12 protein-coding genes and 1 riboswitch are annotated in these 14,344 nt (G+C 37.1%); of the genes, 3 read left to right on the plus strand and 9 right to left on the minus strand.

Features of this window, described 5'->3' with window-relative positions:
* Positions 1 to 283: 283 nt before the first annotated feature.
* Positions 284 to 452, minus strand: a riboswitch (M-box (ykoK) riboswitch).
* A gap of 460 nt (positions 453 to 912) precedes the next feature.
* From trxB to BCR24_RS16325, 7 genes are all read right to left on the minus strand, one after another.
* On the minus strand, positions 913 to 1,836 hold the full coding sequence (gene trxB, locus BCR24_RS01150) for a thioredoxin-disulfide reductase (RefSeq protein ID WP_069638719.1): 924 nt from the start codon (positions 1,834 to 1,836) through the stop codon (positions 913 to 915).
* 214 nt (positions 1,837 to 2,050) lie between these two features.
* The gene (locus tag BCR24_RS01155) at positions 2,051 to 3,835 is read right to left on the minus strand and encodes an ABC transporter ATP-binding protein (protein ID WP_069638720.1); all 1,785 of its coding nucleotides are present in this window, start codon (positions 3,833 to 3,835) and stop codon (positions 2,051 to 2,053) included.
* Positions 3,835 to 5,586 (minus strand): ABC transporter ATP-binding protein, encoded by a 1,752-nt coding sequence (locus BCR24_RS01160; RefSeq protein ID WP_069638721.1) that lies wholly within the window; start codon positions 5,584 to 5,586, stop codon positions 3,835 to 3,837. Before BCR24_RS01160 ends, BCR24_RS01155 begins: the two co-directional genes overlap by 1 nt.
* Positions 5,587 to 5,749: 163 nt before the next feature.
* Positions 5,750 to 5,971, minus strand: coding sequence for a YneF family protein (locus BCR24_RS01165; protein ID WP_010764461.1), 222 nt, complete (start codon positions 5,969 to 5,971; stop codon positions 5,750 to 5,752).
* A gap of 259 nt (positions 5,972 to 6,230) precedes the next feature.
* Entirely contained in the window at positions 6,231 to 7,124 is an 894-nt protein-coding gene (locus BCR24_RS01170; RefSeq protein ID WP_069638722.1) for a deoxyribonuclease IV, read from the minus strand.
* 402 nt (positions 7,125 to 7,526) lie between these two features.
* On the minus strand, positions 7,527 to 7,979 hold the full coding sequence (locus BCR24_RS01175) for a DUF1801 domain-containing protein (RefSeq protein ID WP_069638723.1): 453 nt from the start codon (positions 7,977 to 7,979) through the stop codon (positions 7,527 to 7,529).
* 79 nt (positions 7,980 to 8,058) lie between these two features.
* Positions 8,059 to 8,295 (minus strand): YdeI/OmpD-associated family protein, encoded by a 237-nt coding sequence (locus BCR24_RS16325; protein WP_204638630.1) that lies wholly within the window; start codon positions 8,293 to 8,295, stop codon positions 8,059 to 8,061.
* A 24-nt stretch (positions 8,296 to 8,319) separates the two neighbouring features.
* On the opposite strand from BCR24_RS16325, the gene BCR24_RS01180 reads away from it, so the two are divergent.
* Positions 8,320 to 8,661, plus strand: a complete 342-nt coding sequence (locus BCR24_RS01180) for an iron chaperone (RefSeq protein WP_069638724.1) — start codon at positions 8,320 to 8,322, stop codon at positions 8,659 to 8,661.
* Positions 8,662 to 8,797: 136 nt separating this feature from the next.
* Entirely contained in the window at positions 8,798 to 11,275 is a 2,478-nt protein-coding gene (locus BCR24_RS01185) for a transglycosylase domain-containing protein (RefSeq protein WP_239574215.1), read from the plus strand.
* Positions 11,276 to 11,371: 96 nt separating this feature from the next.
* Here the strand turns inward: BCR24_RS01185 and ccpA are convergent, their stop codons facing one another.
* Positions 11,372 to 12,373: a catabolite control protein A gene (gene ccpA / locus BCR24_RS01190; RefSeq protein WP_069638726.1), complete on the minus strand. Its 1,002-nt coding sequence runs from the start codon at positions 12,371 to 12,373 to the stop codon at positions 11,372 to 11,374.
* Between the two features lie 212 nt (positions 12,374 to 12,585).
* Here ccpA and BCR24_RS01195 point away from each other — a divergent pair, with 212 nt between their 5' ends.
* Entirely contained in the window at positions 12,586 to 13,686 is a 1,101-nt protein-coding gene (locus BCR24_RS01195) for an aminopeptidase P family protein (RefSeq protein ID WP_069638727.1), read from the plus strand.
* A 44-nt stretch (positions 13,687 to 13,730) separates the two neighbouring features.
* Here BCR24_RS01195 and BCR24_RS01200 read toward each other — a convergent pair whose 3' ends face one another.
* Complete coding sequence (locus BCR24_RS01200; RefSeq protein WP_069638728.1) at positions 13,731 to 14,321, minus strand: YtxH domain-containing protein; 591 nt, start codon at positions 14,319 to 14,321, stop codon at positions 13,731 to 13,733.
* Positions 14,322 to 14,344: the final 23 nt, after the last annotated feature.

The following is a 14,344-nucleotide window of genomic DNA, read 5'->3' on the forward strand; positions in this document are numbered from 1 at the left end:
TTTTCCTTCTACCTGCTTGTTTCTTTTTGCGGAACTTCGCTCCCTTTGGTCGCCAAGTACTGTTCATCATCAGCTCTGGCGAAGCCAGTACGTTTTTCTATTCTTAGACTTTTTGCTTACTAGCTTCTGTTTTCCTTCTACCTGCTTGTTTCTTTTTGCGGAACTTCGCTCCCTTTGGTCGCCAAGTACTGTTCATCATCAGCTCTGGCGAAGCCAGTCGCTGTGATTCACAGCAAAAACGCACACTCAACAATAGAGTGTGCGTAAAATAGCAACTTAAATAAAAGTTTCTCTATCGTTGAGCTTTAGCACTAAAGGGCGTAGATAATTTCTTATCAGCTACGTTATGAATAACCTTCACGATCATTCCTGTTCAACCAACTAAGAGTCTCTCGATTCTTTCGCGGCAGCAGCATGTGTCCAAATAGGAGCCTCACCTAACAATTATTCAGTTCTGAATCCTTATCTATCATAGTTTATCTTGTTACAATTGTCAAAAGAAAAAGACATAAAATAAAAAGACATCACTTTTACTAACTAGCCAAGCTCTCCTCTTCCTTGAGAGATTTCTATTCTTGAGAAATTTGCTAATTTTAATTCTTCATCGGATAGATTTTCAACAAGATCATAAACCCGTTACCAAGCTCAAGAAACTGAGCATCTACCATCTATTTGGACTCTGAAAATAATATATTCTCAGCTTCATTCACTTTTAATGTCAAAATCAGCTCTGATAGATAGCTTTATGTCGGTACCGAGTAGTTTTCTCCAGTTCCTTCATCTGTCACTACAAGAATTGGCATGACTTGAACGTCTGACACTTTTTTAAAGGGTTAAACACTACAGCTTTGACCTAGATCCTAGTCAGTAAAAATTAGAATAAAGTAGCAATCAAATGATAGTTGTTTTCGATTATTCAACTTCTGTCATATCTTCAATATATTTATATACTTGTTGGCCAGCGATCCCACCTTCACCAACAGCTGTTGTGATTTGACGTAATGTTTTTTCACGAACATCTCCAATAGCAAAAACACCAGGCATACTTGTCTTCATATCTTGATCTGTTTCAATCCAGCCTTCGGCATTTGTCAAACCAGATTTTTTAAATGGTTCAGTCAACGGATCTAGACCAACATAGATAAAGACGCCATCTGCTGGAATTTCTTTGACTTCATCCGTCAAGACATTTCTTAATTTGCCACCCGTTACAACCATGTCATTTCCAACAATTTCTTCTAATACGGTATTCCATTCAAAAGAAATTTTTTCATTGGCAAAGGCACGATCTTGAATGATTTTTTGAGCACGTAGTTCATCACGACGATGTACGATCACAACTTCTGAAGCAAACTGTGTTAAATAAATCGCCTCTTCAACTGCTGAATCACCGCCACCGATCACTAATAAGCGTCTATTACGGAAGAATGCGCCATCACAAACGGCACAATACGATACACCACGACCAGCAAATTCTTCTTCTCCCTTAACACCTAACTTACGATGCTCACAACCTGTCGCGATAATCACTGTTTTTGCTTGATAGGTTTTATCATCACAAATTACTTCTTTATAAGAGCCTTGATCTTTAATATCCATCACAATGCCATACGCATTTTCAGTACCGAATTTTTCAACATTTTCATACATCTTATAAGCTAGCTCTGGTCCCATGATCGAGTCAAAGCCTGGATAGTTTTCAACCTCAGCAGTATTATTCATTTGCCCACCTGGAGCACCGCGTTCAATCATTAAGACTGAAAGATTAGAACGTGACGCATATAATGCTGCGGTCATACCAGCAGGTCCGGCTCCAATTATAATTAAATCATACATCAATTTTCCCTCCGAATTTTTCAAGTACATTTACTTTACATCTTAAATAGTTACTTGTCTATATTTCTGCCCAATCAATATCAATGACTATTTTACAGTTATTTATTATAGCATGCTTTTTCCACTATCGCATCACCTTTAAGCTTACTTTTTATTAGTAAAATAAAAAAGCAAGAACTTTCCATAGTCCCTGCTTTTACAATTCTTTTAGACTCTACCCTTCGCTATTTTGTAGTTGATACATGTCTGCATATAGACCATTTTGAGCTAATAAATGGTCATGGTCACCGCGTTCCACAATTCTACCTTTATCCAACACTAAAATAAGATCCGCATCGCGAATGGTCGACAAACGATGAGCGATTGCAATCGTTGTTCTTCCTTGGCGCATATTTGCCAACCCTTCCTGGATCAATCCTTCTGTCTCAGTATCGATATTCGCTGTTGCTTCATCCAATACAAGAATTTTAGGATTCGTTACGATTGTTCGAGCAAATGAAATCAATTGCCTTTGACCGCTTGAATAACTTGCCCCACGTTCGATTACTTTTGCATGATATTTTTTGGGTAACGTTTCGATAAACTTATCAGCTTGAACAAATTCGGCCGCTTCTTTGATTTGTTCATCCGTGATTTCTGGATTTAGCATACGAATATTGCCTGCAATATCTCCATAAAACATAAATGCATCTTGTAAAACTAACCCCAATTTCATTCTCAACTCAGGTAAAGGATAATCGCGAATATCACGATCATCAATCAAAATTTCTCCCTCATAAAACTCATAAAAACGCATCAATACATTGATGATCGAACTTTTACCACTCCCAGTATGTCCAATCAGTGCAACGGTTTCACCAGGATTCGCAATAAAGCTGATATTAGTTAACACGTTATTTTCCCCATCATAAGAAAAGCTCACATTACGAAATTCAATTTTCCCACGAATAATTTCTGCATTTGCCCCAACATTTTGTTGTGGTGTCAATTCTTCATTAACAAAAATCTTCAAAATACGACTGCCCGCAACCAGCCCATCCGTAAAAACACTTAAAAAATCCATCATTTGTGTCATCGGATTAAAGAAAGCTTGAACATAGGTCACAAAAGCATAAATCAAGCCGACTTCTACTGGAGAATGTAATGCATCATAACCAAATAAGGTTAGGGTCAAGGCAATTGCTAAGGTATAAAGAAAGTTAATAATCGGACCTAACAATAATGAATTGGTTTTGATCATTGAATAACGTGTTCGCAAATACTCGTTATTTGTTTCCTCAAATTCTTTTTCCAAACGCTGCTCTTGACGAAATTGTTGAATGATTTGCATCCCAGAAATATATTCATTAAGCTTTGTATTCAACTGACTTAATTTTTCCCGCATACTTCGATAAATTCTAGAACTGAATTTTTGGTAATACCAAATCACAACCAATAAAATCGGTAAGAAAATTAAATTGTACAGCGCAATTTTGCCATTAATTTGGAACATCGCAATAAACGAAGAACTTACCGCAAAAATCCCTGTTAAAACCATTAAAAAGACATACCAAAATTCAAATAACGTCTCCGTATCATTCGTCACACGAGAAACAATCGAACCAGCTGGTGTTTGGTCAAAATAACGCATTCCTAACGTTTGTAGCTTTTCAAATAACTTTACACGAATATATTGATAGGTTTTCAGTGAAGCCGTTGAATATAAGAACCACTGGAAAAACCAGACAATACTTTTAACAATCACACCAAATAAATACAGACCGGCAAAAAAGAGAATGACTTGATTGGTAGCCGTTTTTGGTGTTAAATAATCATCCATGAAGGTTTGAATGATTCGCGGCAAAATAATATTGATAATCGAAAGAATCAAGGCAAACAAAATTGCCGTAAAAAAAGTCCGACGAAACGGTCGAGCAAATTTAAGCAAGCGTTTAACGATTGAAACTTGTTCTTTTAATGGTACTGATTTCGTCCATTCAGATTCATATTGTTCTTCCATTATGCTTCACTCCCTTCAATTTTTGCTTCTAATTGTTGTTTATCCCACATCCGCTTATACCAACCAGCCAATCTTAATAACTCTTGATGCGTACCGCGTTCAACAATTCTCCCCTCATCTAATACGATGATCTCTTTAGCATGCATCACACTACTTAATCGGTGTGCCGCAATAATCGTTGTTTTTTCTTTCCTTGCTTCTTTTAGGTTTGAAAGAATTGCTTCTTCTGTTTTGGCATCAACAGCTGATAAAGCATCGTCTAAAATCAATAATTCTGGCTCTACAATCAAAGCCCTAGCAATTGAAATCCGTTGCTTTTGACCACCCGATAGTGACACGCCACGTTCGCCGACCAAGGTATCATAGCCTTTAGGGAACGCTTTGATTTCATTATTGATAAAGGCCATTTCGGCTGCTTCTTCGACTTTTTCTTCGGTAAAATCAGGATCAGCAAACCGAATGTTGTCTCTGACTGTCATTGAAAACAGAAAATGGTCTTGAGGAACATAACCTATTGAATTCATTAGCGCATCTAATGAATAATCTTTAATATCCCGTTCTCCAAACGTCACACGACCTTGATAATGATCATATTCACGCATCAATAATTTTAATATAGTCGTTTTTCCAGCACCAGTCTTTCCAACGATTCCTAGCGTTTCTCCGGCGCCTAGCGTGAATTTGATTTGCTCTAATGTTGCTTGTTCATCATTTGGATAGGTGAACTCAGCAACTTCTATTGATAACCGTCCTTTAGCTGGTGTGCTCAGTGCGTCTTTCTTTTCAATGATATGGGTATTCTCATGTAATAACTCATTGACACGATCATAACTCGCATTTCCCCGCTCCAGTACATTAAACAAGCGACCAATGGCAAACATCGGCCACACGAGCATTCCAATATAGCTGATAAATGAAATCAACTGACCGATCGTGATCGTTCCTTCCATAATAAATCGTCCACCCATGATGATTGTTAAAACATAAGAAATTCCGATGATCAAGGTAATAAATGGATCAAATAAAGCATCTAGAAAGTTTACACGTTTATTTTTAACGATAGCATCTTCGATTTTTTCCGTAAAATCTTGGATGTCTTCTTTTTCTTGACCAAACGTCTTAATGACTTTCATCCCTGTAATACTTTCTTGTGTTTTATCATTGATCGTCGAAAATGCTGCCTGTGAATCACGAAAAGCATCATGTAATTTCGATCCTAATACTCTTGATGTTACGGCTAATAATGGCAATGGAATCAAAGCAATCAAGGTTAAACGCCAATCAACAAATAAAACCATGGCAATGATCGTAGCCCCTCCTGTGATCATTGAATCAGCAAACGTTAAGATCCCTGCACCAGCAACGTTTTGAATCGCATTTAAATCATTCGTTGCATGCGCCATCAAGTCACCTGTTCGATATTTCTGATAAAAAACATTGTCCATTTTCGTAAAATGCTGAAATAATTGCCTTCTTAAATCCTTTTCAAGTCGTGCTGCACTCCCCCAAATATGTATCCGCCATATATAACGAAAAATATACTGAGCAACAGCCGCTGCGAGTAAAATACCGATCCAAAATAAAATCGGTTTGATCGTCAGATTTTTTGCAGCAATTTCATCGACAACGATCCCAATCACTTTCGGTGGAACTAATTGTACAAGTGCAACCATCACCAATGAAAAAATCCCAATCATATAACTTTTTTTCTCTTTTTTAAAAAACCACCCTAATTTCTTAAATATAGACATGTACATTCTCCTTTTTTAAACTAACTACTGTGCACTCACATCATTCATTTGTTGTTTTCTCATTTCATTCCAACTCCTTTCATTTGTTTAAAAATAAATACAAAAAAACGGACTGAAAAAATCAGCCCGTTGTGTCCTTGAATTCTGAATCGCTTTAAAGAACCTATTTGTCTCCTTGGTTCTTCATTTGCTGCATCATCTGACGAATCTTCTTCTCAGAAGGTTTTTGTCCCATAGACATCATCATCATTCGTAACATATCCTCATTAACGGGAGGATTCTTTTTGAAATAGTCTTGCATATATTTGCGCGCAAGGAAAAATCCACCTGCTGCACCTGCTAATAAAGCGATAATCGCGATCAATACTACTAAACCTGTTGACATATAAATCTCTCCTTTCTGCTAGAAATGCTAAGTAAGAACTTCTGCTGATTCTATTATGCAGTCATTACTCTTACAAAGCGGATCTTTCTAAATTTTAACGGGATTTCTATCCCTATTTTGAATAAATTGCTCTCAAGAACCCATTTTACTAGAAAGAGGTCGAAAAGAAAAGCTCTTTTGTCATATTCCTCACAAGAAATTTACGACAGAGCAATTCTTCTTAATCTATTTCTTTATATCAAGCTATCTAGATGAACGATTACTTTTGTCCTTCGATTTTTTCCAATAGTTCTGGGTCGAATTTTTGAGCTTTTAACATGGCAATCTCATACCCATAAGGCGCTTTACTTGTTTTTTTATCCTCGCCCACATAAGGTGTTTCTAAAATTTTAGGTAGTTTTTGTAATTTTTCATGGTGAACTACTTTATTCAGTGCATCAAAGCCAATTGTGCCAAAACCGATATTAGCATGACGATCTTTATGTGAACCCATTGGATTTTTAGAATCGTTGACATGCACAACTTTCAAGCGATCCAACCCAATGATTTTATCGAATTCTTCCAAAACACCATCGAAGTCATCTTTTACATTATAGCCTGCATCATTGATATGACAAGTGTCCATCGTTACAGACAGCTTCTCATTCAATTTGACCCCTTCAATGATCGTTGCCAGCTCTTCAAAAGTCCGACCAAGTTCCGTACCCTTACCTGCCATCGTTTCCAAAGCAATTTGCGGCACTTGCTCTTTCCATAACACTTCGTCAAGTCCTTTGATGATTTGTTTCAGCCCAGCATCAACGCCTGCTCCAACGTGAGCTCCTGGATGTAACGTGATTTGCGTTGCACCTAAGGCATGAACGCGCTCAATTTCTTGACGTAAAAAAGCGGTAGCAAAACCGAAGTTTTCTAATTTGATCGTATTTCCTAGATTAATAATATATGGTGCATGCACAACGATATTACTCAAATTGTGTGCCGCCATATACTCATGACCTGATTCAATATTCATCTCTTCTACCGGTTTGCGACGAGTATTCTGCGGCGCACCAGTGTAGATCATAAATGTTGTTGCCTCATAACTAGCTGCCTCTTCAGCAGAACCTAATAACATTTTTTTCCCACTCATACTAACATGTGAACCTAATAACATAATAAACCTCCTAATTTTAAAAGCTGAACGAGCTCATTTGGCCTCGATTGAAAAATAGGAAAAAATGACTGAGATGATTTCTGTCTCATTCTTTTTTTATCTTTTTTCCGAGAGGCTAGCTCGTGAAGCTAGACATGATTAAAAGCTGAACGAGCTCATTTGGCCTCGACTGAAAAATAGGAAAAAATGACTGAGATGATTTCTGTCTCATTCTTTTTTTATCTTTTTTCCGAACCTTTCAACCTTTAGAGCTTTAGCTCCTGAGAAATTGATGTAATCAAAGAATCACTATACCGCTTCCCAACTAATTTGCCTCTAAACATTCTGAATTCTGCATCCTTTAAAAGAGTACGTGAAACAAACTGAAAAAACAATCTTTTTGCTTCTTTAACTACTCAGCTTCTACTTGCTATTTTTTTCTGTAAAATGAGTATAACTGGCAATCCAATCATCCATCGAAATTTTACGAACCAATTCTCCAATCAACTCATATGGAGTATATTTCGGATTACTAAATCGAATACAACTTTTCCCCATATTCAGCTTTGTTGGAACAACTTTTTGATATTCCGCTTGAAACCATGACAATAACTCTTTATCACCCATGATTCCCATATGATACAATGATAAATGTCTCTTCTGAGCAGCTAGACTAATAAACGGCAATGGTTCGTTTTTTCGACCTAGATAACCAGCTGGAAAAACACTCAAGGGAACGACATAGGTCGGCATTCCATACTGCATCTGTAAGATAAACCCTTCAGGTATATTTTCAGCAATAACTTTAGCTAAAGATTGATAGGCTTCTTGCCATTTTGTTTCGATCGTTACGCTATATTCTTCTACATTATCCATCGCCACTTCTCCTTTATTTTGCCAAATATTGACGATACAATTCTTTTGATTTAAAGCCTTTTTCAAGGATATCGATCATTTATTTTTTTCTTTTTTCTTGTGTTGCTACTTGCTTGGCCCTATAAATATATCTTGCCCACTCTTTGTTATAGTCTGGTGTGAGTTTCTTAAATAGTGCGTTTGCCTCTTCATCTTCATTCAGCCTCTCACCATGTTCTACAGCGCACTGATAGTGTACCATATAACCTTTTGAACTTTCACTGTCTATCTTCTTTTGACGCAAAAAAAACAACACATGGTATACTGAAAGTATCATTTAATCTGAAAGTAGGGATTGAACATGAGCATCATTGAAGAATATATTTTAACCACACCAGCAGATCGACAGGAAAAATTGACCCAACTCTATACTCTGATCAAAAATCTTGCACCCAAAGCAACAGAAAAAATGGCCTATGGCATGCCAACCTTTTATTTAAAGGGTAATTTAGTCCATTTTGCCAATATGAAAAATGATATTGGGTTTTATCCTGCTCCTGCTGCTATTGATACTTTCAAAGAAGAATTAGCTGGATTTAAAACCAGTAAAGGAGCGATCCAATTCCCTTTAGATAAAGAACTACCTATAGAATTGATCCAAAAAATCGTATTATTCAGACTAGCAGAGAATGCCAGCGAATAAGCATAGACGGAGATAATAAAAAAGGGCGTCCTATTTTCTATTTTTCCCGTAGTTAATATTAAGTTTTTTTGATTAAGTTCTTATAAATACCTGAACAACTGTTCATTATAGTTTTTTTTTGCTATAATATCACGGAATGTATCATTTTATTGAGGTGAAGCTTTTGGAAAATCAGGATAATTCCCGTAAGACGGAACAACATTCTAATAAAGGACCAGAAAAGAAAAAGATTTTTTTGATTATAAATGTAGTGATTCGTGTGCTGCAGTCGTTATTTGTCTTTGCAGTCGTTATGCTACTTTTAGGCGGTGCTTTAGGCATGGGGATCGGTATGGGGTATTTTGCTTTTCTAGTCGAAGATACTCAGCCACCGACAAAAGAGGAACTTCAAACTGAAATCAGTGATATTACTGAAGTTTCTCATATGACCTATGCTGATGGTACAACTATCGCTACCATCAAATCTGACCTTGTCAGAACACGAGTTGATGGAGAACATATCTCTCCACTACTCAAAAAAGCGATTATTTCTACTGAGGACGAATACTTTGAAGAACATAAAGGCGTTGTTCCAAAAGCCGTGATTCGTGCTTTAGTTTCAGATGCAACGGGTATGGGCGGTTCATCCGGTGGCTCAACGCTGACACAACAATTAGTCAAACAACAAATCTTAACAGATGAAACGACGTTTAAACGGAAAGCTAATGAAATACTTCTCGCTTATCGTATCGAAAAATATTTTTCAAAAGATGAGATTGTTACGACTTATTTAAATGTTTCTCCCTTTGGTCGGAATAATAAAGGTGAAAATATCGCAGGCGTTGAAGAAGCAGCAAAAGGACTTTTTGGTAAAAATGCAAATGACTTAACTCTTCCTCAAGCCGCCTTCATTGCAGGACTCCCCCAAAGTCCTATCATTTACACACCTTATAGCAACACAGGTGCGTTGAAGGATGATGAAAACCTAGCTTATGGGATGAAGCGAAAAGATTTTGTCTTGTTCAGTATGTATCGAGAAAAAGCAATTACCAAAGAAGAGTATGAAGCAGCGAAAAGCTATGACTTAAAACAAGATTTCCAACCCCAACAAGCGGCCAATCAAGATACCGAAGATTATCTATACCACGCTGTCTTGAATCAGGCTGTAAAAGTTGTAATGGATCTCAATATAGAAAAAGCTGGAGTCAAAAAAGATACACTAGATGCTTTAGCGCTTGATCAGTATGAAGATCAAGCAAGAAAAGAAATTCAAAGCCGTGGCTATACCATTCAATCAACGATTGACCAACAAGTTTATGACACGATGCAAAATGCAGTCGCAAATTTTGGCTATATGCTAGACGATGGTTATGGTGCGGGTCTTGTCGAAACGGGTAATGTCTTAATGGATAATAAAACAGGTCGCATAATTGGTTTTGTTGCCGGTCGTGATTATAATGTCAGTCAAAGTAATCATGCCCTAGATACAGTTCGTCAAGTTGGTTCTACGATCAAACCTATCTCTGTTTATGGACCTGCGATCGATCAAGGTATGATTGGTTCAGAAAGTCGCCTAGCGAACTATCCTACTACTTATAATCTTGGTGGTGAATTGACGAATGCAACAAATTCTGGTACCAATACCTTTGATACCGTTCGCCATTCATTAGAGTGGTCATATAATATTCCTGTATACCATCTAAATGAAGCGATGAAAAAACAAATGGGTGACGATAATTTCTCTTATAATAATTATTTAAGTAAAATGAACTATCCTGCTAGTGAGGCTTGGGCTTATGAATCAGCGCCTTTGGGTTCTGTAGAAGCAACGGTTTTAACACAAACAAATGGCTTTCAAGCTCTAGCTAATAAAGGACAATATCAACAAGGCTATATGATCGACAAAATCACGGACACGAATGGGAACGTGATTTATGAACACAAAGAGGCACCTGTCCAAGTATATTCACAAGCAACAGCTTCTATCATGAACGATATGATGCGTTCTGTTTTAGATTCAAAAATAACAACACCTTTCAAAAATTTAGTCAGCGGCTTAAATCCTGCTTTAGGAAGCCTTGACTGGATCGGTAAAACTGGGACCACAGATTCTTATGTAGATGCTTGGTTAGTCGTTTCTACACCAACAATCACGCTAGGCTCATGGACAGGCTACGATAATCCAACCGCTATGAGTCCTAATAGCGGAGATCAAAATAGTACCTATCTTGCTAACTTGGCGAATGCAGTCTATTCTGTCAGACCAGATTTATTTGGTAATGGGGAAAAATTCACACTTTCAAATGATGTGATCAAATCAACTGTTTCTAATTTCACAGGAGAAAAACCTGGAACATTTACTTATAATGGTGGTACTTATACTGCACCGGGACCAAATGTTGTGTCATTGTATGCAAAAGATGGCGCACCTAAAAGTAAATATAAATTTGGCTTTGGCGGGTCAGATGCAAATTATAGCGCCTATTGGGGCCGTTATGCAACGTCAAGCCCATCCTCTTCAAATAATAACTCAGGTTCAACAACACCCTCTTCTTCTGAGAAAAAAGAAGAGACCAAAAAAGAGGATGAGAAAAAAGAAAATACTACGCCCAGCTCTAGTGGAAGTAGTAACTAATAAAAAAACAGACAGCTAATTTCAAGTTGTCTGTTTTTTTATGGAGTAGTAAAGGAACCTCACGCAAAACAATTTGCGTGAGGTTCCTATTATTTCTTATTTTGTTGATCCTTTTTGATCCAAACCATATGGTAAGATTACTGTCTTGTCTTCAATTTCTTCTTTATTCATTAATTTTGTCAATAAACGCATTGAAACCGCACCAATATCATATAATGGTTGAGTCACGCTTGAAAGACGTGGACGAGCAACTTCTGTTAATAACGAGTTATTACTTGTAATAATTTCAAATTCTTCTGGCACTTTCACACCAGCATCGATCATGCCATCCAATAAACCAATTGCTAGTTCATCATCCGTTACATAGGCTGCTGTTGCGCCACTATTACGGATACGTTCTGCTAATGAGATACCCGCCTTAAACTTATACTCAGACTCAAAAATCAAGCCTTCATTATAAGATAAACCATTATCAGCTAAAGCTGCTTTGTATCCTTTGATACGATTTTGGCCATTGATTGGATCGATCAGCGCACCACTGACAAAAGCGATTTTTTTATTGCCATTTTTAGCTAATATATTGGTCGCATCTTTCGTAGCTTCAGTATAATCAATATTCACACTGCCAACTTGTTGGTCAGGATCGATCGAACCAGCTAAAACAACAGGTGTTTTAGAACGAGAAAATTCACCACGAATTTCATCGGTGATATGATGTCCCATAAAAATGATCCCATCAACTTGTTTAGCTAAAAGATTATTTAATACATTCACTTCTTTTTGATCGTTGCTGTCAGAATTTGCTAGAATAATATTGTATTTATACATTGTAGCGACATCATCGATTCCTCGAGCTAAAGAGGCAAAAAAGATATTGCTGACATCGGGGATGATCACACCCACAGTTGTCGTTTTTTTACTTGCTAAGCCACGCGCTACAGCATTGGGGCGATAATCTAAGCGATCAATTACTTCTAACACTTTTTTCCGAGTAGCAGGCTTTACGTTTGGATTGCCATTCACTACACGAGAGACTGTCGCCATGGATACATTTGCTTCACGAGCAACATCATAAATCGTAATTGTTTGTTTTTCCATGTTAATTCTCCTAAATATTTATAGTTTTTTTCATTTTCTGAAAACGCTGTTTACATTTCTCACTAAGAATAGCAGAGTTTTTTTATTTTTGCAACCGTTTTATCCCATTTTCATGAAAATTTACTACATATTTCAAAAAGCGCTTTAGGCCTTTTCGTGGTATGATAAAGATAAGTTTTACAACGAATCGTTCAAAAGAAAGAAGGATATTTATGAATCACGAAAAAATCAATGATCTAAAAAAATGGATGGCCAGCGAGAATATCGACCTCACTTATATTAGTGATCCTGGACATATTGCTTATTTTTCTGGCTATAAAAGTGATCCCCACGAACGGGTTTTAGCTTTATTTATCTCATTAAATCATGACCCTTTTTTATTTACACCAGCTTTGGAAGTTGAAGATGCTGAAAAAAGTTCATGGAGCTACCCTGTTCATGGTTATCTTGATAGCGAAAATCCGTGGGAAAAAATTGCTCAACTCATTAAAAATAATGAAACCCCAACAAAAATTGCGACTGAAAAAGAAGCGTTGACTGTTGCTCGTTTTGATATTTTGACTCATTATTTTCCTACTAGTGATTTTACAGTAAGTGTCACACCTGTCATCGAAAAACTGCAACTACTCAAAACATCAGACGAAGTTGCTAAACTGATGGAAGCTGGTAATTGGGCGGATGTTGCCTTGGAAATTGGGTTTAAAGCGATCAAAGAGGGCGCTAAAGAACAAGAAATATTAGCTGAAATCGAATATCAATTAAAACGTCAGGGGATTCGTTCGATGAGTTTTGATACATTAGTTCTTGCTGGTAAAAATGCGGCAAGCCCTCATGGCAATCCAGGAAATACAGCAGTTACGAAACAAGATCTCGTTTTATTTGATTTAGGTGTTGTATACAATGGCTATTGTAGTGACGTTACTCGAACAGTTGCTTATAAAGAACCTACAGATTTTCAAAAAGAAATTTATGCAATTGTGTTAGAAGCGCAATTGAAAGCTATGGATGCAGTCAAACCTGGTGTTACTGCAGGAGAATTGGATGAAGTGGCGCGTGGTGTCATCAGTAGTTATGGTTATGGAGATTATTTCAATCATCGATTAGGACATGGTATTGGGACAACTGTTCATGAATATCCTTCACTAGTTACTGGCAACGATTTGATCATTGAAGAAGGTATGTGTTTTTCAATCGAACCAGGTATCTATATTCCTGAAAAAGTTGGTGTCCGCATTGAAGATTGCTTGCACGTAACTAAAACTGGATGCGAAGCTTTCACGAAAACACCAAAAGAACTAATCATTCTTAACTGATAAAAAGAAAGCTTGCACTCTGTTTAGAATGCAAGCCCTCTTTTTTATTTGCCTTTAAGCTCGTCTACTGCTTCTTTAGCAGCATTTTTAGTCTCTGCCTTTGCTTCTTCTGCTTTTTCTGGTACATCTTTCGTTGCTACTTTTGCTTCAGCTACACCTTCAGAAACAGTTTCTTTGGCTTTTTTAGCAGAGTGTTTCACATCAATAAAAATATCGTCTGATGCCTCTTCAGCAATATCACCTAATTCATCCACTTGATCATTAACATCTTTAGCTGATTTCTTGAAACGATCCGATAAATCACCTGTTTGTTTTTTGAATGATTCTAGCACTGTATCTGAGACGCCTTGTGCTTTATCTAAAGAATCTTTCGTCTTGTCTTTCACATTACCTGCCAAATCCCCAGCTTGTTCACCTAATACACTTGCTTTGTCTTTTGCAATCGATGATAACTCAGAACCTTTTTGCACCGCGTAGTCCGTATAATCTGTTGCTTTGTCCTTAAAGTCATCAGCTTGGTTTGCTAAATCTTCACGTAATTCTTTCCCTGATTTAGGTGCTAATAAAAGAGCTGCTACAGCTGCTGCTGTTCCACCAATAATTGCTCCTAAGAAAAATCCGCCTTTTTTCGCCATGTTAATTCCTCCATTATCTATTA

It is taken from the genome of Enterococcus ureilyticus (genome assembly GCF_001730315.1).
GTDB classification, from domain to species: domain Bacteria; phylum Bacillota; class Bacilli; order Lactobacillales; family Enterococcaceae; genus Enterococcus_L; species Enterococcus_L ureilyticus.

Coding starts and splice junctions, on each gene's coding strand:
- trxB (WP_069638719.1), bottom strand. CDS start 1,836: ATGTATGATTTAATTATAATTGGAGCCGGACCTGCTGGTATGACCGCA.
- BCR24_RS01155 (WP_069638720.1), bottom strand. CDS start 3,835: ATGGAAGAACAATATGAATCTGAATGGACGAAATCAGTACCATTAAAA.
- BCR24_RS01160 (WP_069638721.1), bottom strand. CDS start 5,586: ATGTCTATATTTAAGAAATTAGGGTGGTTTTTTAAAAAAGAGAAAAAA.
- BCR24_RS01165 (WP_010764461.1), bottom strand. CDS start 5,971: ATGTCAACAGGTTTAGTAGTATTGATCGCGATTATCGCTTTATTAGCA.
- BCR24_RS01170 (WP_069638722.1), bottom strand. CDS start 7,124: ATGTTATTAGGTTCACATGTTAGTATGAGTGGGAAAAAAATGTTATTA.
- BCR24_RS01175 (WP_069638723.1), bottom strand. CDS start 7,979: ATGGATAATGTAGAAGAATATAGCGTAACGATCGAAACAAAATGGCAA.
- BCR24_RS16325 (WP_204638630.1), bottom strand. CDS start 8,295: ATGATACTTTCAGTATACCATGTGTTGTTTTTTTTGCGTCAAAAGAAG.
- BCR24_RS01180 (WP_069638724.1), top strand. CDS start 8,320: ATGAGCATCATTGAAGAATATATTTTAACCACACCAGCAGATCGACAG.
- BCR24_RS01185 (WP_239574215.1), top strand. CDS start 8,798: ATGTATCATTTTATTGAGGTGAAGCTTTTGGAAAATCAGGATAATTCC.
- ccpA (WP_069638726.1), bottom strand. CDS start 12,373: ATGGAAAAACAAACAATTACGATTTATGATGTTGCTCGTGAAGCAAAT.
- BCR24_RS01195 (WP_069638727.1), top strand. CDS start 12,586: ATGAATCACGAAAAAATCAATGATCTAAAAAAATGGATGGCCAGCGAG.
- BCR24_RS01200 (WP_069638728.1), bottom strand. CDS start 14,321: ATGGCGAAAAAAGGCGGATTTTTCTTAGGAGCAATTATTGGTGGAACA.